The sequence below is a fragment of the Isoptericola sp. S6320L genome (assembly GCF_023015685.1).
GTDB classification, from domain to species: Bacteria; Actinomycetota; Actinomycetes; order Actinomycetales; family Cellulomonadaceae; genus Isoptericola; species Isoptericola halotolerans_A.
In genome coordinates, this window is record NZ_JALKAT010000001.1 from 113,139 (window position 1) to 136,728 (window position 23,590).

The following is a 23,590-nucleotide window of genomic DNA, read 5'->3' on the forward strand; positions in this document are numbered from 1 at the left end:
GTGGTCGTCTGCCGGTCACGCATCGACGTGCTCGCCGGCCCGGTCTGCCGTGGTCCGCTCCACATCGAGTGCATGTTGCAGAATGATAACGGCTGCCGCCTGATCGATCACTGGTCTGTGCTTGGCAGTTTTCTTGCCCGCCGCACGCAGGTGGGCGTGAGCCGTCACCGTGGTCATTCTCTCATCCACCAGGTGCACCGGGACAGGGGCGACCTCCCGGGCGAGCCGAGCGGCGAAGCCCCGCGCGTCCGCCGTCGCCGCCCCCTCGTGGCCGGACAGGTGCCGCGGCAGGCCGACGTAGACCACGGCCGCGAACCGCTCGGCCGCCTCGTGCGCGATCCGCGCGACGTCGGCGGTGACGGCCTGACCGCCCTCCGCCGTCGTCGGCACCTTGAGGACTCGCGAGACCGTCTCCACGGGAGAGGCGATCAGCCCGTCCGGGTCGGAGGCCGCCAGGCCGATGCGAGCCTTGCCGACGTCGACCCCGAGCCGGGCGCCACGAGGGAGCTCAGGCACCGACGGCCTCGCGCACCGCCGACGTCACGCCCTCGAGGGCCGCGGGCACCGCGGAGGTGTCCGTGCCGCCGCCCTGGGCCAGGTCCGGCTTGCCGCCACCGCCGCCGCCCAGCGTCTTCGCGGCGGCCTTGACGAAGTCACCGGCGCGAAGACCGGCATCGCGGGCACCGGCGTTCGTCGCGACCACCACGAGCGGGCGGTCGTTCGCGACACCGGCCACCGCCACGACCGTCGGGGCGGCGTCACCCAGGCGCCCCCGCACGTCGAGCGCGAGCGCCCGCAGGTCGTCGGCCGATCCGACCGTGCCGGCGTCGTGCGCCACCACGCGGACGTCGCCGACCCGCGGCGCGTCGGACGCCAGCGAGCCGGCCGCGGCCAGGAGCTGCCCCTGCCGCACGGCGGCGAGCTCCTTCTCCGTCTCCTTCAGGCGCGCCACCAGCGAGCCGACCCGCTCGGTCAGCTCGTCGGGGCGGGCGTTGAGCATGCCGGTCAGCTGGCCGACGAGGGCGTGCTCCTTCGCGTGGAAGCCGTAAGCCCCCTCGCCCACCAGCGCATCCACCCGGCGCACGCCCGAGCCGATCGACGACTCGCCCAGCAGCGCGATGCGACCGAGCTCGCCGGTGGCGCGCACGTGCGTGCCACCGCAGAGCTCGCGCGACCAGTCGCCGCCGATCGAGACCACGCGGACGTTGTCGCCGTACTTCTCGCCGAACAACGCCATCGCGCCCAGCTCGCGCGCGGCGGCCAGCGACATCGTCGCGTCCGTCACCTCGAGGTTCTCCGTCAGCCGGTTGTTGACCCGCTCCTCGATCTCGGAGAGCGCGGACGCCGGCACCGCCGACGGCGACCGGAAGTCGAACCGGATGTGGCTCGGGGCGTTCTCGGAACCCGCCTGCGTCCGGTCCGGTCCGACCATCTCGTGCAGCGCCTTGTGGATCATGTGCGTCGCCGAGTGCGCGCGGCTGATCGCCACGCGGCGGTCCGTGTCGATCGTCGCCGTGCCCGGGTCGCCCAGGGTCACCGTCCCCTCGACCAGGCGCCCGCGGTGCACCGAGAGCCCGGCGACCGGGCGCTGCACGTCGTCGATCTCGACGATGGCGCCGGAGTCCAGCGCGATCGTGCCCTGGTCGGCGAGCTGGCCGCCGGCCTCCGCGTAGAAGGGGGTGCGGTCCAGGACGATCTCGACGTCAGCCGGGGCGGTGGCCGTCGGTGCCGGGACGCCCCCCACCAGGAGTCCCTCGACCTGCACCGCGGCCTGGACGTCGGTGTACCCCAGGAACTCGACCGGCGCGGACAGCTCCTTCTGGAGGCTCTCGTAGGCGCGCAGGTCGGCGTGGCCGGTCTTCTTGGCCAGGGCGTCGGCCCGGGCGCGCTGCTTCTGCTCGGCCATCAACGAGCGGAACGCCTTCTCGTCGACCTGGACGCCCTGCTCGGCCGCCATCTCGAGGGTGAGGTCGATCGGGAAGCCGTAGGTGTCGTGCAGGCGGAACGCCTCGCCACCACCCAGGACCGCAGGGCCACCGCCGGACTCCTGCTTGGCGCGCGACACCGCGGTGTCGAGGATCGTCGTGCCCGAGGTGAGGGTGCGCCGGAAGGCGTCCTCCTCGCCGTAGGCCACGTCGCTGATCCGCGAGAAGTCGGTCTCGAGCTCGGGGTAGGACGCCTTCATCGCGTCCTTCGACACCGGCAGCAGGGCGGGCAGCGCCTCGTCCTCGACACCGAGCAGGCGCACGGAGCGCACCGCGCGACGGATCAGCCGCCGCAGCACGTAGCCACGCCCCTCGTTGGACGGGCTCACGCCGTCCCCGATCACCATGAGCGCCGAGCGCACGTGGTCGGCGACCACGCGCATCCGGACGTCGTCCTCCGCCGAGTCGACGCCGCCCGCGCCGTAGCGCTTGCCGGACATCTCCTCCACCGTCGCGATGACGGGGTAGACCTCGTCGATCTCGTAGAGGTTCTCCTTGCCCTGGAGCAGGTAGGCGATCCGCTCGAGCCCCGCGCCCGTGTCGATGCTCTTGTGCTCGAGCTCGCCGAGCAGCGGGTAGTCCTTGCCCTGGCCCTCACCGCGCACGAACTGGTCGAACACGAGGTTCCAGATCTCCAGGTAGCGGTCGCCGCCCGGGTCCACGTTGCCGCCGACGGCCTCGGGACCGTAGGCGGGCCCGCGGTCGTAGTGCCACTCGGCGCACGGGCCCGCGGGTCCCGGCTGGCCCGTGTCCCAGAAGTTCTCCTCGCGCGGCAGCCGCACGATGTGCCGCGGGTCGAGGCCGACGCCACGGGTGAGGGCGTCGTACGCCTCGTCGTCCTGCTCCCAGATCGTGACCCACAGCCGGTCGCCGTCCAGGCCGTAGCCGCCGGCCGACTGCTCCGTGGTCAGCAGGTCCCACGCGAAGTCCACGGCCTCGCGCTTGAAGTAGTCACCGAACGAGAAGTTGCCGTTCATCTGGAAGAACGTGCCGTGCCGCGTGGTCCGGCCCACGTTCTCGATGTCGTTGGTGCGGATGCACTTCTGCACGCTCGCGGCACGCGGCCACGGGGCGGTCTCGGTCCCGAGGATGTACGGGATGAACGGCACCATGCCGGCGATCGTGAAGAGGATCGTGGGGTCCGGCGAGACCAGGGGGACGCTCGGCACGATCTCGTGCCCCTTGGACTCGAAGTAGTCGAGCCAACGCTTGCGGATCTCGGCGGTGCGCATGGTGTCCTTCGTGAAGTGGTCGTTGGTGCCCGACGACGATCGGGCAGGCCCTGCCCAGGATTATCTCCCGTGGCAGGTGGAGCTCAGAACGAATAGCCGAGCTCGTCCTCGTCGGCGTCGATCTCGGCCTGCGGGTCGGTCGCAGCAGCCGATCCCCGCGAGGCGTCACGGGCCGCGTGGCGACCGTGCGTCGTCTGACGCGCGGCGCGCACCTCGTCCGGGTGCACCTGCCCCTCGGCCAGGAGGGCCGCCACGAGCTCCGCCTCACGGGCGTCGCGCGCCGCGCCGAACTCGCTCCGGAACGACGACAGGAACGTACCGGTCCGGCGTGACGCCGTCCGGCCCAGCTCCGTGGCGCGGTCCGCGACCGCCTCCGGGGTGTAGCGGGCGACGACGCGGCGGCCCTGACGGATGACGACGACCGTGATCGTGACGCCGACGCCCACCCAGAACAGGCGACGGATCACCGCACGTCACCGCCGTCGTCGGCGGACTGCCTCCGCCAGGCCGTGCCGAACGCCTGGCGCACGCCGTAGGAGAACGCCGCCACCTTGATGAGCGGGCGGCCGAGGGTCGAGGCGTACAGGCCCGTGAGGGCCGAGACGTTCTCGCTGACCTCTGCCGCGGACGTCGTGATCGTGTCCACCTTGACGAGCTGCTCGTTGGTCGACGCGACCGTCGTGGCCGCCTCGTCCAGGATCGGCACGGAGTGCTCGGTCAGCTCGCGGATGGATCGCGAGGTCTCGTCGAAGGCCCTGCCCAGCTTCACGAGCGGCACGGCCAGGAAGCCGACGAGCAGCACGAACGCGAAAGCGGCGACCAGCCCTGCCACGTCCCCAGCGGACATCTTTCATCTCCTCGATCGGGTGCTGAGCCACCCTATCCGAGAACGACGGACGCCCCGCTCCCCTGGCGGGGGGCGGGGCGTCCGACGGCGTGCTCGTGGGTCAGCGGGCGTAGTACTCGACGACCAGCTGGACCTCGCAGGTCACGGGGACCTCGGCGCGCTTCGGGGCACGCGTCAGCGTGGCCGAGAGCTTCTCCAGGCTGACGTCCAGGTAGCCCGGCAGCTGCGGCAGCACGTCGCGGTGGGCGCCGGCAGCGGCGACCTGGAACGGCGTGGTGGTCTGCGACTTGGGCTTGACCTGGAGGGTCTGGCCCGGCTTCACGCGGAACGACGGGCGGTCCACGATCTTGCCGTCGACGAGGATGTGACGGTGCGTGACGGCCTGGCGGGCCTGCAGGATCGTGCGGGCGAAGCCGCTGCGCAGGACGAGGGCGTCCAGGCGGGTCTCGAGGTCCTCGACCATGACCTCACCGGTCAGGCCGGGGTGCTTGCGGGCGACCTCGTAGACCTTGAGGAGCTGCTTCTCGCGGAGCGCGTACTGCGCACGCAGACGCTGCTTCTCGCGAAGACGCACCGCGTAGTCCGACTCGGTGCGGCGGCGGGCACGGCCGTGCTCGCCCGGGGGGTAGGGGCGCTTCTCGAAGTGCTTGACGGCCTTCGGGGTCAGCGGGATGCCGAGCTTGCGGCTGAGGCGCACCTGGCGGCGCGACTTGGTGACAGCAGTCACGGTTGCTTCCTGTCCTGTCGTGGGATGGTGAGGTCACACCCGAGGCGCACCCGGCCACGAGGCCGAGGGTGTCGGGTGCGGGACCAGCCGTCGGAGCGAGATGCTCGCAGGGCCGAGGTCCCAGGCGGTCGCCCGCGAGGGCAACCCCACCATCCTACCTCACGCCCTGCTCGCCCGAGAGCAGCGCACGGACCCGCCCGAGACGTTCGGCGATCTGTCGTTCGTACCCACGATCGGTCGGCTCGTAGTAGCGCTGCCCGACGAGCTCGTCGGGCAGGTACTGCTGCGCTGCGACGCCGTGCGGCTGGTCGTGCGAGTAGACGTAGCCCTTCCCGTGCCCGATCGTCTCCGCGCCGGCGTAGTGGGCGTCCCGCAGGTGCGCGGGGACGACGCCGACCCGACCGGCGCGCACGTCCTCCAGCGCCGCACCGATCCCGGCGTACGCCCGGTTCGACTTCGGCGCGGACGCCAGGTGCACCACGGCCTCGGCAAGGACGATCCGCCCCTCCGGCATCCCGATGAGCTGCACGGCCTGCGCCGCCGCGACGGCCGTCTGCAGCGCGGACGGGTCCGCCATGCCGACGTCCTCCGCGGCCGAGATCACGAGACGCCGCGCGATGAACCGCGGGTCCTCCCCCGCCGCGATCATCCGCGCCAGGTAGTGCAGGGCGGCGTCGACGTCGGAGCCACGGATCGACTTGATGAACGCGGAGACGACGTCGTAGTGCTGGTCGCCGTCGCGGTCGTAGCGCACCGCCGCGACGTCGACGGCCCGCTCGACCGCGGCGAGGTCCACCGTGACCGCTGCACCGGGGTCCGGCGCGCCGTCGTCCGGTACGTCGCTCAGCACGGCACCGGCCGCCGCCTCCAGGACCGTCAGCGCCTTGCGGGCGTCGCCGCCGGCCATCCGCACCAGCTGGTCCTCGGCGTCGTCGGCGAGGACGACGGCGCCACCCAGGCCGCGCTCGTCGGTGACGGCGCGCCGCACGAGCGCCCGCACGTCCTCGGCCCCGAGCGGCTTGAGGGTCAGCAGCAGGGACCGGCTGAGCAGCGGGGAGTTGACGGAGAACGACGGGTTCTCGGTCGTGGCCGCCACGAGGGTCACCCACCGGTTCTCCACGCTGGGCAGCAGGGCGTCCTGCTGCGTCTTGGAGAACCGGTGCACCTCGTCGATGAACAGGACCGTCTCCTCGCCGCCCGTGGCCAGCCGGCGGCGGGCGTCCTCGATGACCTGACGGACGTCCTTGACGCCCGCGGTCACGGCGGAGAGCTCCACGAAACGGCGGCCGGAGCTGGTGGCCACCAGGTAGGCGAGCGTCGTCTTGCCCACCCCGGGCGGGCCCCACAGGATCACGGAGCCCGGCGCGGCCCGACGAGCCGACTCGTCGGCGGGCTCGACCAGGCGGCGCAGCGGCGAGCCGGGCACGAGCAGGTGGGACTGGCCCGTCACCTCGTCGAGTGCGGAGGGGCGCATGCGGACCGCGAGCGGTGCGCCCGGACCCGGCCGCGTCGTCACCGGGGTGCCGTGCTGACCGGTGATCGCGGTGTCGAACAGGTCCATGCTCCCCAGCCTACGGACGGCCACCCACACCGCGGGCCCGTCCCACCGGTCCCGCGCTGTGACGAACCGCTCCCCTCCGGTCGCGGCAGGGCCGGCCCGAGCCGCCGGGCGGACCGGCTGCGCACGCTGCCGGCCCGCCCTGACGAGCGTCAGGCGTCCTGCTCGCCCTTCTTCTCCGGCTCCGCGTCGACGCCGGCCTCCTTGCGCTGCTCCGGCGAGATCGGCGCGGGCGCCTTGGTCAGCGGGTCGTAGCCGCCGCCCGACTTCGGGAAGGCGATGACGTCGCGGATCGAGGGCGACTTCGTGAGCAGCGCCACGATGCGGTCCCAGCCGAAGGCGATCCCGCCGTGCGGCGGCGCGCCGAACTTGAACGCGTCGAGGAGGAACCCGAACTTCTCCTGGGCCTCCTCCGGACCGATGCCCATGACGTCGAAGACCCGCTCCTGCACGTCGCGCTGGTGGATACGGATCGACCCACCACCGATCTCGTTGCCGTTGCAGACGATGTCGTAGGCGTAGGCCAGCGCCTCGCCCGGGTCCGACTCGAAGCGGTCGAGCCACTCCGGCTTCGGCGACGTGAACGCGTGGTGCACCGCCGTCCAGGCGGAGTCGCCCAGCGTCACGTCCCCCTCGGCGGCGGCCTCCCCGGTGGGCTTGAACAGCGGGGCGTCGACGACCCACACGAAGGACCAGGCGTCGTCGTCGACCTGGCCGGTCCGCTCGGCGATCTCGACGCGGGCGGCGCCGAGCAGAGCGCGGGAGTCCGTCGTCTTGCCGGCCGCGAAGAACACGGCGTCACCGGGCTGCGCGCCGGTCGCCTCGGCCAGGCCGGCCCGCTCGGCGTCGGAGAGGTTCTTCGCGACGGGGCCGCCGAGCGTGCCGTCCTCGGCGAACGTCACGTACGCGAGGCCGCGAGCGCCGCGCTGCTTGGCCCAGTCCTGCCACGCGTCGAACTGGCGCCGTGGCTGCGAGGCGCCACCGGGCATCACGACGGCGCCGACGTACTCGTTCTGGAACACGCGGAAGGGCGTCTCGGCGAAGTAGTCGGTGAGCTCGACGAGCGGGTTGGCGAACCGCAGGTCCGGCTTGTCGGTGCCGTAGAGGCGCATCGCGTCGGCGTAGGTGATGCGCTCGATCGGTGTGGGCACCTGGACGTCGACGAGCTGCCACAGCGCGACGAGAAGCTCCTCGGTCAGCGCGATGACGTCGTCCTGGTCGACGAAGCTCATCTCGACGTCGAGCTGGGTGAACTCCGGCTGGCGGTCGGCGCGGAAGTCCTCGTCGCGGTAGCAGCGGGCGATCTGGTAGTAGCGCTCGACGCCACCGACCATGAGGAGCTGCTTGAACAGCTGCGGCGACTGCGGCAGCGCGTACCAGGAGCCGGGCGCGAGGCGGGCCGGCACGAGGAAGTCGCGAGCGCCCTCGGGCGTGGACCGGGTGAGCGTCGGCGTCTCGACCTCGACGAACTCGTGGCCGTCCAGGACCCGGCGGGCGGCCTGGTTGACGCGCGAGCGCAGCCGCAGCGCGGCGGCGGGCCCGGGACGGCGCATGTCGAGGTAGCGGTGCGCGAGGCGGGCCTCCTCGCCGATCTGCTCGGTCTCGGCCAGCGCCGTCGAGACCTGAAAGGGCAGCGGCGCGGACTCGTTGAGGACCACGACCTCGGCGGCGATGACCTCGACCTCGCCCGTGGCGAGGTTGTCGTTCGCGTTGCCCTCGGGGCGGCGGGAGACCTCGCCGGTGACCTGCAGGACGAACTCGGCGCGCAGGGGGTGCGCCACGGCCTCGTCGCGGATGACGACCTGGGCGATGCCGGAGGCGTCGCGCAGGTCGATGAAGGCCACTCCTCCGTGGTCCCGGCGGCGATCGACCCAACCCGTGAGGGTGACGGTCTGGCCGATGTGCTCGGCCCGCAGTGAGCCGGCCGTGTGGGTGCGGAGCACGAAGTGGTCCTTTCGAACGGGATGTTTGCGGCTGCCGGTGCCTGAGGGCGTCCCGGCGTTGGCGCGCGCGGCGCCCGTGCCATCCTACTGGGGCACCGCACCGTCACCGCGAGGAGATCACCATGGCCCGCCAGATCGCGACCAACACCACCGTGACCCGCGACGAGCTCGTCGAGTTCCTGCGCTCGCGCCGCAACGGGGTGCTCGTGACCACCCGGGGCGACGGCCGCCCCCAGCTCAGCCCGGTGACCTACGGCATCGACGCCGCCGGCCGGATCGTGGTCTCCACGTACCCGGAGCGCGCGAAGGTGACGAACCTGCGCCGGCGTCCGCAGGCCTCCTTCATGTCCCAGGGCGAGGACTTCGGTGACGCCTGGGTGCAGGTGGACGGCACCGCGGAGGTCCTCGACCTGCCGGAGTCCGTCGAGCCGCTGGTGGAGTACTACCGGGCGGCCGCCGGGCAGGAGCACCCCGACTGGGACGAGTACCGCGCCGCGATGGTCGAGCAGGGCAAGTCGGTGGTGCGCCTCACCATCGAGCGCTGGGGACCGATCGCGACCGGCGGCTTCCCGGCGCGCCTGGTCGACCGGGCCTGAGGCTCAGCCCGGGTACGGCGGGCGGGTCATGGCCCATGCCGGCGGGCCGTCGCCCAGCCGGTAGCGGGCCACGACGTCGAACCCTCGCCGGGCGTACCACTCGACGTTGTCGGGACTGACGGTGTCCAGGTGCGTCGGGATGCGCGCGGCGTCGGCGTGATCCGTGACGCGGCGCACCGCCGCAGCGCCGTAGCCCTGCCCACGACGCTCGGGGGCGGCGCCCAGGGCGTTGAGGTAGGCGTGGGTGCCCTCGGGCCGGTGCCCCCTGGTCTCGGCCAGGCCGGCCCCGACCGCTGCCGCGTGGTCCGGGCCGACGACGGCGCTCAGGTACCCGCCGACGGTGGGCAGCGTCACCGCGGCCGGGGGCGGTTCGACCGACTCGACCACCCGCCAGAGAGCCACTGCGGCCGGGGCACCGTCGTCGGCGGCGACCACGTCGACCTGTCCGGTCGCCTCGTACGCCTCGACGAGGAGGCCCATGAAGACGGCGAGCGCCTCTGTCCTGCCCGACGCCTCCGGGAAGACCCACGAGAACATCGGGTCCTCCGCGAAGGCGCGTGCGAGCAGGGTGCGCACGGCCGGGACCTCCGTCATGGCGTCACCCTAGCCGTCCATCAGCACTCTCAGAAGAGGACCTGCTCGACGCCCGCGCCGGCCACCTCGAGCCCGGTGCCGTCACGAGGCATCCCCGCCACGGCGCCTCCTGTCGTGGTCTCGACCATCGATCCGGCGGGATAGTCGCCCTCGTCGTGCGGACGGAGCTCACCGTGCCGGCCGGTCGCGCCGGATCCCGAGCGGTGCCCGGCCGGGCCGAACCCGCGTTCGTCGAGGAGCGGTCTCACCCGCTCCCACAGCCACTCGCGGTAGGCCTTCAGGGCGTAGGTGCCACGTGTGAAGACGCGTTCGTACCCGGCCACGAGGTGCGCGTGGTCCTGCTGGAGCCACTGGAGGTACCACTCGCGCGTGCCGGGCTTGAGGTGGAGCGGGACCACCGTGACACCGGTCGCCCCGGCGTCGGCGACGGCGTCGAGCAGGCGTCGCAGATGGTCGGTGGAGTCCGTGAGCCAGGGCAGGACGGGTGCCACCATGACCCCGCACGGCAGGCCCGCGTCGCGCACCGCCCGGACGAGGTCGAGCCGGGCACGGGGCGTCGGCGTGCCCGGCTCGACCGCCTGCTGCAGCTCTTCGTCGACGAACGCCAGGGAGACGCCGAGGCCCACCTCGACGCGCTCGGCAGCGCTGGCGATCAGCGGCAGGTCGCGCCGCAGGAGCGTGCCCTTGGTGAGGATCGAGAACGGCGTGCCCGAGTCCGCGAGCGCCGTGATGATGCCCGGCATCAACCGGTAGCGTCCCTCGGCGCGTTGGTACGGGTCGGTGTTGGTCCCGAGAGCGACGGCCTCGCGCCGCCAGGACGGACGGGCCAGCTCTGCCCGCAGCACGTCGTCGACGTTCGTCTTGACCACGACCTCGGAGTCGAAGTCCTTGCCGGCGTCCAGGTCGAGGTACTCGTGCGTCGGGCGGGCGAAGCAGTTGTGGCTGATCACGCCGTCGGCGACGAAGTCACCGGTGCCGGTCGTGATGTCGACCATCTCCTGCTCGTACCCGAGGTTCTCGACGCCGACCACCCGGAGGTCGGCCGAGGACCTGACGACGTCCCCGATGATCGCGAGCTGCCGCGCGGCAGCGACGTCGCGGGAGAACCTCGGCATGCCCCGACCGAAGCCCATCAGGTGGTCGTCCGCCGCCAGGAACGGCCGTTGCGCCTCCCCGGGCTCTTGCCGCGCGACGTGCTTCCACCCGTGATCGCGCGCGAGAAACCTGTGGTCTGCGCTGGCGACCAGCTCGGTCCCGTCGGCAAGAGCTACGCGGTACGCCGTCCTGACCGTCGGCCACCTCGCGAGCACCTGGGTCGTGACGTAGCGCCGGTCCGTGCCGTCGAGCTCGGTGCCCACGACCAGGTCTCCGACCACGACCTCACGGATCGGTTTCTGCCGGCCATCGGCCAGGAGCACCGGCGTCTCCGGACCGAGGCAGTAGCGGCAGGCATGACTGCACCCCCGGTACGGGTTGACCGTCCAGCCGAACGGCATGCGGGACGCCGCCGGCACCTTGGACAACGCGCTCTTGGCCAGCACCTCGTGGAACGTGATCCCGGCGAAGTCGGGTGTGCGGACGCTGCGGACCAGGCCCGCGCGCGCCAGGCCGGTCCGGTCGAGCCCGGGCAGTGCGCCGTCGTCGGCGGTGATCGATTGCGCGTCCCATCTCACGCCGCTATTCGAACACGTGTTCCATCCAGCGTCAACGGCCGGTACTGCTTGAGGTCGCCGCGGAAGACCATGTCGCCGGGCACGCGGAGCAGCATCTGCGGACTCACCTTCCACCGCGGCACTCCCAGGTCGCAGACGCCTGCGGAACGCAGGACGTGGTAGACGAACTCCGAGCAGACGAACCTCGTGCTGCTCTCGGAGCCTCGCCCGACCAGCCCGGCATGGTTGTACGAGTACGCGCCGCTGTCGAGAGCGAACCGCGCGACCTGCGCGTCGACCACCTCGCGCTGCTGCGCGGTCACCGGGACCTCGATCACCGCGCCGGGCAGCACCGGCATGCGCCGGTACAGCTCGTCGTCGATCCGCTCGCGCTTGAAGCACCCGACGAAGGGATTGCCGGCGCGACGGCGACCGAAGCTGAACATGTCCTCCAGCTCCGGGTCCAGGGCGAGCGCCGCATGCGTGAACTCGGCACCGGTGGCCCACCGGATCGCCCGGGACAGGACGGTGGTGCTGCAGGACAGGACGACGTAGACGTTCACGCGAGGGACCCTATGCCGCACACCGTCGCATCATGCCTGGTCAGCACCAGAATCAGGGAGATCTCAGGGGCGGCCTCAGGGTCTCGGCGGCAGCGCTCCGGGGATCCACCGATCAGTTCTGGCCCGTAGGGCGGTCCATCCTCACGAGCCGGCCCGCGGCCGGCGGCCCGGAACCCGCCTCACCCAGGAGACCACCATGCCCACCGTCCACCACGCGTTCAGCGGCTTCTCCGTCGACGACCTCGACACGGCCGAGGCCTTCTACCGCGACGCCCTCGGCCTGACCGTCCGGCGCACGCCGATGGGGCTGGAGCTCGACGTCACGGGAGGTTCCGCCGTCTTCGTCTACCCCAAGGGCGACGCCCACGAGCCCGCCTCGTTCACGATCCTCAACCTCGTCGTACCCGACGTCGGCGCGGCGGTCGCCGAGCTCGCGGGGCGTGGTGTGGAGCCCCTGCGCTATCCGGACTTCCCGCACGACGAGGACGGCGTCGTCCGCAGCACCGACCCCGCGGACGGGCCCACGATCGCGTGGTTCACCGACCCGGCCCGCAACGTGCTGTCGCTCATCGAGGAGTGAGCCGTTCGGTCACCCGGCGGCGGGCACGACCCGCGGCCACAGGTCGTCCGCCGGGGGCTGCCACGTCGCCGGGTCGGCCTCGACCTGGTCGCCGGAGCGGATGTCCTTGACCTGGTGCTGCGCACCGGGGAACCACACGAACGGGATGCCGCGGCGGTCGGCGTACTTGATCTGCTTGCCGAACTTGGCCGCCGACGGCGCCACGTCCGTCGGGATGCCGCGCTCGCGCAGCGCGGCGGCCACCGCGTCGGAGGACGCGCGCGACTCCTCGTCCGAGACCGCGACCAGGACCGCCGTCGGCACGCCGCGCGTGGCCGTCAGCAGCCCGGCGGACAGCAACCTCGAGACGAGTCGTGAGACCCCGATCGACAGACCCACGCCGGGGTACGTGTTCTTGCCGTCGGAGGCCAGGGTGTCGTACCGGCCGCCCGAGCAGATCGAGCCGAGCTCCTCGTGGCCGACCAGGAGCGTCTCGTAGACCGAACCGGTGTAGTAGTCGAGGCCACGGGCGATCTTCAGGTCCGCGACGACGACGCCCGGCGCGCGCGTCGACGCCGCCTCGATCAGCGCCGACAGCTCGCCCAGACCGGTCTCCAGGAGCTCGGTGCGCGCACCGTGCTGGTCGGCGAGGGCGTGCACGCGGTCGATCACCCCGACGTCCGTGCCGCTGATGGCCGCGAGGTCCAGGCACGCCCCGGCCTGCTGCGGGCTGGCACCCTGCTCCGCGACGAGGAGCTCGGCCACCCGCTCGGGCCCGATCTTGTCCAGCTTGTCGATCTGACGCAGGACGCCCTCGACGTCCTCGATGCCGAGACCGCGGTAGAAGCCCTCGGCCACCTTGCGGTTGTTGACCAGCACTCGGACCGCGGGCACCCCGACGTCGCGCAGGGCGCCGAGCGCCTCGGCCATGACCAGCGGCAGCTCGACCTCGTAGTGGTACGGCAGCTCGCCCGCTCCCACCACGTCGATGTCCGCCTGGGCGAACTCGCGGAACCGGCCGTCCTGCGGGCGCTCGCCACGCCAGACCTTCTGGATCTGGAACCGCTTGAACGGGAAGGCGAGGCGACCGGCGTTCTCCAGCACGTACCGGGCGAACGGGACCGTGAGGTCGAAGTGCAGCCCGAGCTGCTTCTCGGCCGACCGCGAGCCGGTGTCCTCGGCCTGCAGCCGGTCGAGCACGTAGACCTCCTTGGAGGTCTCTCCCTTGCGCAGGAGCTGGTCCAACGGCTCCACCGCGCGCGTCTCGATACCGGCGAACCCGTGCAGCTCGAACGTGCGGCGCAGCACGTCGAGCACGTGCTGCTCCACGACGCGACCGTCGGGGAGCCATTCGGGGAAGCCGGAGAGGGGCGTGATGCGAGCCATGCGCCGATCTTCCCAGATCCGGGCGCCGGCCGCGGACACCGCCCGCCCGTCGTCTCAGCCGCCGAGGAACGGGTTGGTCGCGAGCTCGTGACGCACCGTCGTCGTCGGCCCGTGGCCCGGCACGACGCCCAGCTCCGGCTCGAGGGCCCCGACCACGTCGCGCAGCGTGGCGAGCATCGCGTCGACGTCCGCCCCGGGAAGGTCGGTGCGCCCGACGCCTCCGGCGAAGAGCACGTCGCCGCTGAGCACCACGCCCGGACCCGTCGCTCCCGGGACGAGGTAGAGGGTCGACCCCTCGGTGTGCCCGGGCGCGTGCACCGCGCGCAGCCGCACGTCGCCGGCCACCAGGTCGGCGACGGGCCCTTCGAAATCCTCGACCGCGAAGGGCGCACGGTAGTCACGGGGCGTGCGGCCGAAGTCCGTCAGGGCCTGGACCAGCGCGTCGCTGACGGCCGTCGCCGGGGCGTCGAGGTGCCCGCCGAGGCCGATCGTCCCGAACGGGTCGCTCACCCGGTAGACGTCGGCCGCGTGGAGCCTGAGCGGGACGCCGTACGTGCCGCAGACGTCGGCCGCGTCCCAGGTGTGGTCCACGTGGCCGTGCGTGGCGAGCACCGCCCGCGGGACGAGGCCGTGCGTGTCCACGACCTGGGCCACCCCGGCGGCGGTACCGGCGCCCGCGTCGACCACGACGCAGTCACGCCGGCCGTCGGGGCGCTCCACGTCGGCGACCACCACACAGCAGTTGGTCCCGAAGACAGGGGCGACGACCACGTGCACGTCCATGGCGGTACCGTAGCCGCCCTGCGTACGGCCGCGCGCAGGAGCCCGGGGCTCCCCGTCGGCCCCGCGTCGGCCCCGCGTCGGCCCCGCGCAACGGTGCTCGGGCGGTTGACCAGCGCCGCGAGCCCTAGACTGTCGCACGCGCACAGTTCCGCGTGCGCGCACGGATCGAGAGGGGACGAGCCACGGTGGCGCCCAGCAAGCGCGAGCGCGAGTACGCCCGGAAGCGTCAGGCGAAGTGGGAGGAACGGCAGCGCGAGAAGCGAGAGCGCCGTCGTCGGATCGGCGTGGTCGTCGCGATCCTCGCCGTCTTCGCCCTGGTCGCCGGCGGGGCGGTCGTCGCGGGGATGTCCGGTTCGCAGGCCGGCGACACCGCAGCCGACGCCCCGACGGGCACCGCGTGCCCGGCCGTCTCGACCGACGCGCGCGACGGCGGCACGCTGCCCGACCCGGATGCCGCCGAGGGCCGCGCCTGGGAGGCCTCGCTCGACCTGTGCGTCGACGGGACCACGGAGACCGTCGCGCTCGAGCTCGACGGTGAGCGCGCCCCCCAGGCGGTCGCGAGCTTCGTGTCGCTGGCCGAGCAGGGATACTTCGACGCCACCGCGTGCCACCGCCTGGTCACCCAGGGGATCCACGTGCTGCAGTGCGGCGACCCGACGGCCAGCGGCACCGGCGGGCCGGGCTACTCCTACGGTCCGGTCGAGAACGCCCCCGCCGACGACGTCTACCCGGCGGGCACGCTGGCGATGGCACGCCGCGGCGGCGACGCGGAGTCCATGGGCTCACAGTTCTTCCTCGTCTACGAGGATTCCACCATCCCGTCCGACGCCGCCGGCGGGTACACGGTGTTCGGCACCGTGACGTCCGGCCTGGACGTTGTCCAGGCAGTCGCTGACGCGGGCACGACCGACGGAGCCGCGGACGGCTCCCCGACGAGCCCCGTCATCATCGAAGGAGTTGAGACCCAGTGAGCGAGAGCATCCCCGGCTCGAACGGACCCGACCACGTCGAGGATCCTGCCGAGCAGGCGCAGGCCGAGACTCCTCCCAGCGAAGCCCCGGCGGGCGACGACGAGGCCAGCGCGGCCCCCGCTCCGCAGCCCGCACCGCCCAAGCCCGGTGCGCCCAAGCCCGGCGCGCCCAAGCCGTCTGCGCTGCGCCGCCCCAAGCCGTCCGCCGTCCCGGCCGCGGCACCCACCACACCGGTCGCCCCCGTGGCGCCCGTCGTCCACGACGCCGCCGAGGAGGCGGCCGCCGGGAACTTCGGCCGGGTCGACGACGACGGCACCGTGTACGTGCGCGAGGCGACGGGCGAGCGCAGCGTCGGCCAGTACCCCGGGGTCGCCGCCGACGAGGCGTTGAGCCTCTACGTGCGCCGGTACCTCGACCTCGTGGCCAAGGTCGCGCTGTTCGACACCCGCCTCGACAGCGCCGACCTGTCCGTGCGCGAGATCGACCAGACCTTGTCGAAGCTCGCCGAGGAGACGGCCGAACCAGCCGCCGTCGGCGACCTGGACGCGCTGCGGGACCGCGTGGCAGGGCTGCGGGACCGTGCCGCCGAACGCCGCAAGCAGCTCGATGCCGAACGCGCGGCGGCCAAGGACCGCGCGGTCGAGGCCAGGACCGCCATCGTCGAGGCCGCCGAGAAGATCGCGGGCACCGACCCGGCGAAGATGCAGTGGCGTCCCGCGGGCGAGGAGCTGCGCGGGCTGCTGGACCAGTGGAAGGACGCGCAGCGGCACGGTCCGCGCATCGACCGGCCCACGGAGGAGACGCTGTGGAAGCGGTTCAGCCACGCGCGCACCGCCTTCGACCGCGAGCGCCGGCACTTCTTCGCCGAGCTCGAGCAGCGCAACACCGCCGCGAAGGCCACGAAGGAGCGCCTGGCGGCCGAGGCGGAGGCGCTGCAGCACTCGACCGACTGGGGGGCGACGGCAGGCGCCTACCGCGACCTCATGACGCAGTGGAAGGCGGCCGGACGCGCCAACCGCAAGGACGACGACGCCCTCTGGGCGAGGTTCCGCGCGGCGCAGGACACCTTCTTCGGCGCCCGGGACGAGGCGAACGCCGCCATCGACGCCGAGTACGGCGAGAACCTGAAGGTCAAGGAGCAGCTGCTGGTCGAGGCGGAGGCGCTCCTGCCGGTCACCGACCTGGCGTCCGCCAAGGCCGCCCTGCGCGACATCCAGGACCGTTGGGAGGATGCCGGGAAGGTGCCGCGCGGCGACATCCAGCGGGTGGAGGGCCGGCTGCGTGCCGTCGAGAGCGCCGTGCGGGAGGCCGACGACGCGCGCTGGAAGCGGACCAACCCCGAGACGCAGGCGCGCGCCGAGGGTGCGGCGGCCCAGCTCGAGGACGCGATCGCCGGTCTCGAGGCCGAGCTCGCCGCAGCCCGGGAGTCGGGCGACCGACGTGCCGCCGAGGAGCTCGAGACGGCGATCGCGGCACGTCGCTCCTGGCTCGAGCAGGTCGTCCAGGCGGCCGAGGACTCGCGGGGCTGACGGCTCCACACCGTGGTGGACGCCGTCGTCCACAGCGGTGCGCTCCGGCACGGCAGACGGGGGACGCGGTGCGCTACGTTCGCACCCGCGTCCCCCGCCGTCGTCGTTCCTGGGAGGCCCCGTGCCCACGCTCACCACCCACGCAGGCCGCCCGCTGCGCGCGCTGCTCACACCCGTCCGTGCGACGCGCGACGTCCTGCGGCCGGACGACCTCGGGGGCACCGTCGCGTGGCAGACCCTCGTGCGTGACGGGTTGCTGCGTGTCGTGCGCGGTGACGCGGCCTGTCCGGCCGACGTCTCGGTCGACCCGGCGACACGGGCAGGGTTGCTGGCGGACGAGGTCCCGACCGGTGCCGTCGTGACCGGGCGGACCGCCGCCTGGGTCCACGCCGGGTACGACGACGCCCAGAGCCTCGACCTCGTCTACCCGGCCGGACGTCACCAGCCGGACCGTCCCCTCGGCGCCCGGCTGTGGCAGGGCCCGTTGCTGCACGGCGACACGATCCACCTGGCGAGGGTGCCCGTGACGGCACCGGACCGCACGGTGGTGGAGCTGGTGCTGCACGACCCCGACCCGGTCCCGGCCGTGCTGGCGCTCGTGCGTCATGCGGGAGCCGAGCCGTCCGCGGCCCGCCGCTCGCTGGAGCGCCGCACCCGCGCCGTCGGCCGACCCCGCGCACGCGAGCACCTGGACGCGGTCGAGGCCGCCCTCGCTCGGGCAGATGCTGAGGTCGGGGCTGAGGCAGCGCTCCCCGACGGCCCGGCGTAGCGTGACCTCATGGCCTCCTCGAACGCCGTCGAGCTCGACGCCGGCGGACGCTCCGTCCGCATCTCCAGCCCGGACCGTGTCGTCTTCGCCGAGGCAGGACTGACCAAGCTGGACGTCGCCGAGTACTTCATCAGCGTCGGTGACGGGATCCTGGGTGCGCTGCTGCACCGGCCCACCACGCTCGAGCGGTGGCCGAAGGGATACTTCGAGGGCGCCGTCATGGCGACCCGGTCGGACAGCCACGGCGACGCCTTCTACCAGAAGCGCGTCCCGAAGGGCGCACCGCCCTGGCTGGAGACCGCTCGCATCGCGTTCCCCAGCGGACGCACCGCCGACGAGGTGGCCCCGCACGAGCTGGCCGTCGTGGTGTGGGCCGCACAGATGGGAACACTCACCTTCCACCCGTGGCCCGTGCGGCGGGACGACGTCGAGGCCGTCGACCAGCTGCGCATCGACCTCGACCCGCAGACCGGAACCACCTTCGACGACGCCGCCGCCGTGGCGCCGCACCTGCGTGAGCTCCTCGACGAGCTCGGCCTCGTCGGCTACCCGAAGACGTCCGGGGGCCGTGGCATCCACGTGTTCGTGCCCCTCGCCCCCGAGTGGTCGTTCGTCCAGGCCCGTCGCGCGACCATCGCGATCGGGCGAGAGCTGGAACGGCGCCTGCCCGACCAGGTCACCACCCGGTGGTGGAAGGAAGAACGCGGCCAGAAGATCTTCGTCGACTACAACCAGATGGCCCGCGACCGGACGATCGCCTCCGCCTACTCGATCCGCCCCAACCCGCGGGCCACCGTCTCGACCCCGCTCGAGTGGGACGAGGTCGGCGACGTCCACCCCGACGACTTCACCGTCGCGACGGTCCCCGCGCGGCTCGCCGAGCGTGGCGACCTGTTCGCCCCGCTGCGCGCCGACCGGGACCCGACGCTCGACTGCTCGCTCGACGCCGCCCTGGCGCTCGCGCGGCGGGACGAGGAGGAGCACGGGCTCGGCGACCTGCCCTACCCGCCCGAGTACCCGAAGATGCCGGGCGAGCCGAAGCGGGTCCAGCCGAGCCGCGCCAAGGACCGGCAGCGCACCGCCGAGTGACCGCGCCGTCCGCGGCCGCAGGGACCTGCGTGCTCAGGCACCGGGGCGCCCGTACGACAGGTACACCGCTCCGTCGATGAAGGTTCGGCTCTCCCTCAGCTCCAGCGTGGCGCGCATACCCTGCGGCAACGCCCGCCGGCCCTCGCCGACCACCCGGGGCAGGACGAAGAGGTCGATCTCGTCGACGCGGCCGGCCCGGAGCGCATCGGCAGCGGTCGTCGGACCGGAGATCTCCACCACGCCGTCGGTCCGCGCCACGATCTCGTCCAGTCGGTCCAGGGTGAGCCGCCGCTCGACCGTGGTGCGCGGTGCGTCCACCGGAGCGAGCCCGTCCGAACAGACGATCTTGTCCGCCCGAGCCCACAGCGCGGCGAACTCGTCCTCGACCGGCCGGCCGGGCGGCCAGTCCTCCCACACCCGCAGCGTCTCGTACATGCGCCGGCCCATCACGAAGACGCTGACGTCACGCACGCGACCGTTGATGAACTGGTGCCTGTCATCGCTGGGCGCCGTCCACCCGATCTCTCCGTCCCCGTCGTTGACGAAGCCGTCGAGCGAGCAGGAGATCATCCCGAATCTCAGTGTTCCCATGCTCTAGCGACCGCCTCGGCCCCCGAGACTCATCGCGCCGTGGTGCCCGGAGCACCCGGCAGCAGACCGGCCAGGTCGTAGCCCACCGGTTCGGCGAGCTGGTCGTACGTGCAGCTGGCGGGGTCGCGGTCGGGCCGCCAGCGCTTGAACTGTGCGGTGTGGCGGAACCGGGTGCCCTCCATGTGGTCGTAGCCGACCTCCAGGACACGCTCGACCCGCAGCGGGGTGAAGGACAGGTCCTTGCCCGCGCTCCACCGCGACTGCGCGCCCGGCCGCCGCAGGCCCGCACCGCCTTCCGAGACGGCAGGGTCCTGCCAGTCCGCCCACGGGTGCTCCGCAGCCTCCGGCGTCCCCGGCTCGACGCGCAGCGGCGCGAGCTCGTCGTACAGCGCGGCACGGCGAGCGGCCGAGAAGGACGCTGCCACCCCCACGAACTGCAGCGTGGGGCCGTGCCCGCCACCCTCGGGGTGGTCCCCGTACAGCCCGAGGAGCAGCGATCCCACGAGCGGCCGCCCCGGCGTCGACGTCTTGTGCTCACGCAGCCCGGCCAGCACGACGTCCGCGGTCCGGGCGTGCTTGATCTTGAGCCAGCCACGCTTGTTCGGCTCGTACGCGCCGTCGTCCCGCTTGGCGACGACACCGTCCAGCCCGGCGCCCTCGAACGTCTCCAGCCATCCTCGAGCGGTCTCGGCGTCCGTCGTCCGAGGCGTGGCATGCACCTGCGGGCCGCCCAGCCCCAGCGCGTCCAGCCGCGCGAGGCGCTCTGACAGCGGCGACGTCGACAGGTCCTCGTCGCCCACGGCGAGCAGGTCGAACACCACCATGCTCGCGGGCACCGACTCGGCGAGCAGACGCACCCGCGACTCCGCCGGATGGATGCGCTGGCTGAGCGTGTCGAAGTCCAGCCGAGCGACGCCGTCATGACCGCCGGGAGGGCGAGCCACGACGATCTCTCCGTCGACGACGCAGCGCGGCGGCAGCTCGGCGCGCACGGCCTCGACGACCTCGGGGAAGTAGCGGTCCATGGGCTTCGCCCCGCGCGAGTCGATGCGGACCTCGTCGCCGTCGCGGTAGACGATGGCGCGGAAGCCGTCCCACTTGGGTTCGTACACCCAGCAGGCGCCGTCGTCGGGCTGATCGGGAACCGTCGCGACCGAGCGAGCGAGCATGGGCCGGATCGGTGCGTCCAGGGGAAGGTCCATGAGGGCGAACCTACGCCGTGGGCGCGTCGGGTGCGCGGGATTCAGGCGTTGGCCGGAGCCTCCGGGGCGTCCGACCCGACGTCGGCGGCCTTGGTGCCGGTGATGCGGTAGACGTCGAAGACGCCGTCGATCTTGCGCGCCGCGGCCAGGACCTGCTGCAGGTGCGCGGGCTCCGCCATCTCGAAGACGAAGCGCGAGATGGCGATCCGGTCCGTCGACGTCGACACGGTGGCCGACAGGATGTTGACGTGGTGGTCGGAGAGCACCCGTGTCACGTCGGACAGGAGCCGGGACCGGTCGAGCGCCTCGACCTGGATCTGGACGAGGAACATCGTGTTCGCACCGGTGGTCCACGCGACGTCGACGAGCCGCTCGGGCTGGGAGCGCAGCTGGAGGACGTTGGCGCAGTCCGCACGGTGGACGCTGACGCCGGCTCCCCGCGTCACGAAGCCGACGATCTCGTCGCCGGGCACCGGCGTGCAGCACTTGGCGAGCTTGACCCAGATGTCGTCGACGCCCTTCACGGCGACCCCGGGGTCACCGGTCGAGCGGGACCGCCGGGTCGGCTGGCCGGGCCGGGCGACCTCGGCGGTGTCCTCCGCCGTGCCGTCCTCGCCGCCGAGCGACTTCACCAGCGACTCGACGACGTGCTGCGCGGAGACGTTGTTCTCCCCGACCGCCGCGTAGAGCGCCGTGACGTCCGCGTACCGCAGCTCGTTCGCCAGACCCACCAGGGTTTCGTGGGTCAGCAGCCGCTGGATCGGCAGGTTCTGCTTGCGCATCGCCTTGGTGATCGCGTCCTTGCCGCGCTCGACCGCTTCCTCGCGACGCTCCTTGGTGAACCACTGGCGGATCTTGTTCCGGGCACGGCCCGACTTCACGAAGGCGAGCCAGTCCTGCGACGGACCGGCCGTGTCGGCCTTCGAGGTGAGGACCTCGACCACGTCGCCGTTCTGCAGCGGCGAGTCGAGCGGGACGAGCCGCCCGTTGACCCGGGCACCCATCGTGCGGTGCCCCACCTCGGTGTGCACGGAGTACGCGAAGTCGACCGGGGTCGCACCCGCGGGAAGGGCCATGACCTCGCCCTTCGGGGTGAAGACGTACACCTCGGCGGCACCGATCTCGTACCGCAGCGAGTCGAGGAACTCGCCCGGGTCCGCCGTCTCCCGCTGCCAGTCGACGAGCTGGCGCAGCCAAGCCATGTCGTTCGCCCGCGGGTCCTTGGTCCCGCCCTTGGCGGCACGGGCGGACTCCTTGTACTTCCAGTGGGCCGCGACGCCGTACTCCGCGCGTCGGTGCATGTCGTGCGTGCGGATCTGGATCTCGACCGGCTTGCCGCCCGGCCCCACCACCGTGGTGTGCAGCGACTGGTACATGTTGAACTTCGGCATCGCGATGTAGTCCTTGAACCGGCCGGGGACCGGGTTCCATCGCGCGTGCAGGGCTCCCAGAGCCGCGTAGCAGTCGCGGACCGAGTCCACCAGGACGCGGGTGCCGACCAGGTCGTAGATCTCCGCGAAGTCGTGCCCTCGCACGATCATCTTCTGGTAGATCGAGTAGTAGTGCTTGGGACGGCCCGTCACCGTCGCCCGGATCTTGGCACCGCGCAGGTCCGCGGAGATCTGCTCGCGCACCACCCCGAGGTACTCCTCGCGGGCCGGGGCACGCTCGGCCACCAGGTGCACGATCTCGTCGTACACCTTCGGGTAGAGCGTCTGGAAGGAAAGGTCCTCCAGCTCCCACTTGATGGTGTTCATCCCGAGGCGGTGCGCCAGGGGCGCATAGATCTCGAGGGTCTCGCGAGCCTTGCGCGACGCCGACGACCCGGACACGTACTTCCAGGTGCGGGCGTTGTGCAGGCGGTCCGCGAGCTTGATCACCAGCACCCGGATGTCCTTGGCCATCGCGACGACCATCTTGCGCACGGTCTCGGCCTGCGCGGCGTCGCCGTAGGTCACCTTGTCGAGCTTGGTGACGCCGTCGACCAGCATCGCGATCTCGCTGCCGAAGTCCCGCGTGAGGTCCTCGAGCGAGTACTCGGTGTCCTCGACCGTGTCGTGCAGCAGCGCGGCCGCGAGCGTCGCACCGTCGAAGCCGAGCTCCGCGAGGATCGTCGACACCGCGACGGGGTGCGTGATGTACGGGTCGCCGGACTTGCGCTGCTGGCCCCGGTGAGCGCGTTCGGCGGTCGCGTAGGCGCGTTCGAGGACGCCGAGGTCGCTCTTGGGGTGGTTGGTGCGGACAGCCTGCAGCAGCGGTTCCAGTGCCGGCGTGTTCGCGGGGGCGCCTCGCACACCGAGGCGGACCAACCGGTTGCGTACGCGGCTCCCGCCGGACGGCCGGGGCGCGTCCGTGCTGCGTCGGACCTGCGTCTCGTCGCTCACGGGCACCTCCTTCGACCAGCGTCGTGCGGGCGACGTCCGGGACGGCAAGTCTACGACCCTGCCCGGAGCAGGGTGTCGACCGTCCTTCCGGCGAGCCTGTCGCGTCCGCCCAGTCCGGCGAGCTCGAGCAGGAACGCCAGACCGGCGACCACTCCCCCGCAGCGTTCCACCAGCGCCGCCGCAGCGCGCGCCGTGCCTCCCGTCGCGAGGACGTCGTCCACCAGGAGAACACGCGCGCCGGGCCGGAGTGTTCCCGACCGGAGCTCGATGGACGCGGAGCCGTACTCGAGCTCGTAGTCGACCCGCTCGACCGGCGGTGGCAGCTTGCCGGCCTTGCGCAGCGGGAGGAACCCCACGCCCAGCCGGGTCGCGAGCGGCGCCCCGAGCAGGAAGCCGCGCGCCTCCATGCCTGCCACGACGTCGACGCCGTCGTGCGAGGCGACGACGGCGGCGAAGGCCTCGATCACGTCGGCCAGCGCCGGCCCGTCCGCGAGCAGCGGGGTGATGTCCCGGAAGACCACGGGCGGGTGCGGGTAGTCCGGCACGTCATGGATCAGCGCACGGACCTCGGCAGCCCTGGCCGGGCCCAGCCCGGCCAGGGCGACCAGCGAGATGTCGTCGGTCAACGTG

22 protein-coding genes are annotated in these 23,590 nt (G+C 72.6%); 6 read left to right on the top strand and 16 right to left on the bottom strand.

Annotated elements, in window-relative coordinates:
- Positions 1-15 precede the first annotated feature (15 nt).
- The 7 genes from ruvX to aspS form a co-directional block, all read right to left on the bottom strand.
- On the bottom strand, positions 16-516 hold the full coding sequence (ruvX, locus tag MWU57_RS00590) for a Holliday junction resolvase RuvX (RefSeq protein WP_106269190.1): 501 nt from the start codon (positions 514-516) through the stop codon (positions 16-18).
- Positions 509-3,217, bottom strand: a complete 2,709-nt coding sequence (gene alaS, locus MWU57_RS00595; protein WP_246906679.1) for an alanine--tRNA ligase — start codon at positions 3,215-3,217, stop codon at positions 509-511. Before alaS ends, ruvX begins: the two co-directional genes overlap by 8 nt.
- Positions 3,218-3,300: 83 nt before the next feature.
- Entirely contained in the window at positions 3,301-3,684 is a 384-nt protein-coding gene (locus MWU57_RS00600; RefSeq protein ID WP_246906681.1) for a hypothetical protein, read from the bottom strand.
- On the bottom strand, positions 3,681-4,064 hold the full coding sequence (locus MWU57_RS00605) for a DUF948 domain-containing protein (RefSeq protein ID WP_106269188.1): 384 nt from the start codon (positions 4,062-4,064) through the stop codon (positions 3,681-3,683). The genes MWU57_RS00600 and MWU57_RS00605 overlap by 4 nt, the downstream gene beginning before the upstream one ends.
- Positions 4,065-4,164: 100 nt before the next feature.
- Complete coding sequence (gene rpsD / locus MWU57_RS00610) at positions 4,165-4,791, bottom strand: 30S ribosomal protein S4 (RefSeq protein ID WP_106269187.1); 627 nt, start codon at positions 4,789-4,791, stop codon at positions 4,165-4,167.
- Between the two features lie 154 nt (positions 4,792-4,945).
- A complete protein-coding gene (locus MWU57_RS00615) occupies positions 4,946-6,352 on the bottom strand; it encodes a replication-associated recombination protein A (protein ID WP_246906682.1) in 1,407 nt (468 codons plus the stop codon).
- A 149-nt stretch (positions 6,353-6,501) separates the two neighbouring features.
- The gene (aspS, locus tag MWU57_RS00620; protein ID WP_246906683.1) at positions 6,502-8,292 is read right to left on the bottom strand and encodes an aspartate--tRNA ligase; all 1,791 of its coding nucleotides are present in this window, start codon (positions 8,290-8,292) and stop codon (positions 6,502-6,504) included.
- A 122-nt stretch (positions 8,293-8,414) separates the two neighbouring features.
- On the opposite strand from aspS, the gene MWU57_RS00625 reads away from it, so the two are divergent.
- Entirely contained in the window at positions 8,415-8,888 is a 474-nt protein-coding gene (locus tag MWU57_RS00625; RefSeq protein WP_246906684.1) for a PPOX class F420-dependent oxidoreductase, read from the top strand.
- A 3-nt stretch (positions 8,889-8,891) separates the two neighbouring features.
- Here the strand turns inward: MWU57_RS00625 and MWU57_RS00630 are convergent, their stop codons facing one another.
- From MWU57_RS00630 to MWU57_RS00640, 3 genes are read right to left on the bottom strand one after another with little or no spacing between them, the layout of a single operon-like run.
- Complete coding sequence (locus MWU57_RS00630) at positions 8,892-9,482, bottom strand: GNAT family N-acetyltransferase (protein ID WP_246906685.1); 591 nt, start codon at positions 9,480-9,482, stop codon at positions 8,892-8,894.
- 29 nt (positions 9,483-9,511) lie between these two features.
- A complete protein-coding gene (locus MWU57_RS00635; protein WP_246906686.1) occupies positions 9,512-11,155 on the bottom strand; it encodes an Rv2578c family radical SAM protein in 1,644 nt (547 codons plus the stop codon).
- Positions 11,152-11,697: a hypothetical protein gene (locus tag MWU57_RS00640; RefSeq protein ID WP_246906687.1), complete on the bottom strand. Its 546-nt coding sequence runs from the start codon at positions 11,695-11,697 to the stop codon at positions 11,152-11,154. The genes MWU57_RS00635 and MWU57_RS00640 overlap by 4 nt, the downstream gene beginning before the upstream one ends.
- A gap of 196 nt (positions 11,698-11,893) precedes the next feature.
- Between MWU57_RS00640 and MWU57_RS00645 the strand changes: the two genes are divergently transcribed.
- Positions 11,894-12,277 (top strand): VOC family protein, encoded by a 384-nt coding sequence (locus tag MWU57_RS00645; RefSeq protein WP_106269180.1) that lies wholly within the window; start codon positions 11,894-11,896, stop codon positions 12,275-12,277.
- A 9-nt stretch (positions 12,278-12,286) separates the two neighbouring features.
- On the opposite strand, the gene hisS is transcribed toward MWU57_RS00645, so the two are convergent.
- Both hisS and MWU57_RS00655 read right to left on the bottom strand, forming a co-directional pair.
- On the bottom strand, positions 12,287-13,642 hold the full coding sequence (gene hisS, locus MWU57_RS00650) for a histidine--tRNA ligase (protein WP_106269292.1): 1,356 nt from the start codon (positions 13,640-13,642) through the stop codon (positions 12,287-12,289).
- 54 nt (positions 13,643-13,696) lie between these two features.
- Positions 13,697-14,425, bottom strand: coding sequence for an MBL fold metallo-hydrolase (locus tag MWU57_RS00655; protein WP_246906688.1), 729 nt, complete (start codon positions 14,423-14,425; stop codon positions 13,697-13,699).
- A gap of 185 nt (positions 14,426-14,610) precedes the next feature.
- Here MWU57_RS00655 and MWU57_RS00660 point away from each other — a divergent pair, with 185 nt between their 5' ends.
- The 4 genes from MWU57_RS00660 (at position 14,611) to ligD (ending at position 18,783) form a co-directional block, all read left to right on the top strand.
- Complete coding sequence (locus tag MWU57_RS00660) at positions 14,611-15,396, top strand: peptidylprolyl isomerase (RefSeq protein WP_246906690.1); 786 nt, start codon at positions 14,611-14,613, stop codon at positions 15,394-15,396.
- Positions 15,393-16,925 (top strand): DUF349 domain-containing protein, encoded by a 1,533-nt coding sequence (locus MWU57_RS00665; protein WP_246906692.1) that lies wholly within the window; start codon positions 15,393-15,395, stop codon positions 16,923-16,925. The genes MWU57_RS00660 and MWU57_RS00665 overlap by 4 nt, the downstream gene beginning before the upstream one ends.
- A gap of 121 nt (positions 16,926-17,046) precedes the next feature.
- Positions 17,047-17,694, top strand: a complete 648-nt coding sequence (locus tag MWU57_RS00670; RefSeq protein ID WP_246906694.1) for a hypothetical protein — start codon at positions 17,047-17,049, stop codon at positions 17,692-17,694.
- A 9-nt stretch (positions 17,695-17,703) separates the two neighbouring features.
- The gene (gene ligD / locus MWU57_RS00675; RefSeq protein WP_246906696.1) at positions 17,704-18,783 is read left to right on the top strand and encodes a non-homologous end-joining DNA ligase; all 1,080 of its coding nucleotides are present in this window, start codon (positions 17,704-17,706) and stop codon (positions 18,781-18,783) included.
- Positions 18,784-18,816: 33 nt separating this feature from the next.
- Here ligD and MWU57_RS00680 read toward each other — a convergent pair whose 3' ends face one another.
- From MWU57_RS00680 to MWU57_RS00695, 4 genes are read right to left on the bottom strand one after another with little or no spacing between them, the layout of a single operon-like run.
- Positions 18,817-19,374 carry a dihydrofolate reductase family protein gene (locus MWU57_RS00680; RefSeq protein ID WP_246906698.1) on the bottom strand — a complete coding sequence of 186 codons (558 nt, stop codon included), beginning with the start codon at positions 19,372-19,374 and terminating at the stop codon, positions 18,817-18,819.
- Between the two features lie 29 nt (positions 19,375-19,403).
- The gene (locus MWU57_RS00685; protein WP_246906700.1) at positions 19,404-20,576 is read right to left on the bottom strand and encodes an ATP-dependent DNA ligase; all 1,173 of its coding nucleotides are present in this window, start codon (positions 20,574-20,576) and stop codon (positions 19,404-19,406) included.
- A 41-nt stretch (positions 20,577-20,617) separates the two neighbouring features.
- The gene (locus tag MWU57_RS00690; protein WP_246906702.1) at positions 20,618-22,960 is read right to left on the bottom strand and encodes a bifunctional (p)ppGpp synthetase/guanosine-3',5'-bis(diphosphate) 3'-pyrophosphohydrolase; all 2,343 of its coding nucleotides are present in this window, start codon (positions 22,958-22,960) and stop codon (positions 20,618-20,620) included.
- A gap of 50 nt (positions 22,961-23,010) precedes the next feature.
- On the bottom strand, positions 23,011-23,586 hold the full coding sequence (locus MWU57_RS00695; RefSeq protein WP_106269166.1) for an adenine phosphoribosyltransferase: 576 nt from the start codon (positions 23,584-23,586) through the stop codon (positions 23,011-23,013).
- Between the last annotated feature and the right edge of the window lie 4 nt (positions 23,587-23,590).

Bases quoted from the DNA above. Each gene is read 5' to 3' on its own strand.
- MWU57_RS00655 (WP_246906688.1), bottom strand. From the start codon at position 14,425: ATGGACGTGCACGTGGTCGTCGCCCCTGTCTTCGGGACCAACTGCTGT.
- MWU57_RS00680 (WP_246906698.1), bottom strand. From the start codon at position 19,374: ATGGGAACACTGAGATTCGGGATGATCTCCTGCTCGCTCGACGGCTTC.
- ligD (WP_246906696.1), top strand. From the start codon at position 17,704: ATGGCCTCCTCGAACGCCGTCGAGCTCGACGCCGGCGGACGCTCCGTC.
- MWU57_RS00625 (WP_246906684.1), top strand. From the start codon at position 8,415: ATGGCCCGCCAGATCGCGACCAACACCACCGTGACCCGCGACGAGCTC.
- MWU57_RS00630 (WP_246906685.1), bottom strand. From the start codon at position 9,482: ATGACGGAGGTCCCGGCCGTGCGCACCCTGCTCGCACGCGCCTTCGCG.
- MWU57_RS00685 (WP_246906700.1), bottom strand. From the start codon at position 20,576: ATGGACCTTCCCCTGGACGCACCGATCCGGCCCATGCTCGCTCGCTCG.
- hisS (WP_106269292.1), bottom strand. From the start codon at position 13,642: ATGGCTCGCATCACGCCCCTCTCCGGCTTCCCCGAATGGCTCCCCGAC.
- alaS (WP_246906679.1), bottom strand. From the start codon at position 3,217: ATGCGCACCGCCGAGATCCGCAAGCGTTGGCTCGACTACTTCGAGTCC.
- MWU57_RS00605 (WP_106269188.1), bottom strand. From the start codon at position 4,064: ATGTCCGCTGGGGACGTGGCAGGGCTGGTCGCCGCTTTCGCGTTCGTG.
- MWU57_RS00645 (WP_106269180.1), top strand. From the start codon at position 11,894: ATGCCCACCGTCCACCACGCGTTCAGCGGCTTCTCCGTCGACGACCTC.
- MWU57_RS00615 (WP_246906682.1), bottom strand. From the start codon at position 6,352: ATGGACCTGTTCGACACCGCGATCACCGGTCAGCACGGCACCCCGGTG.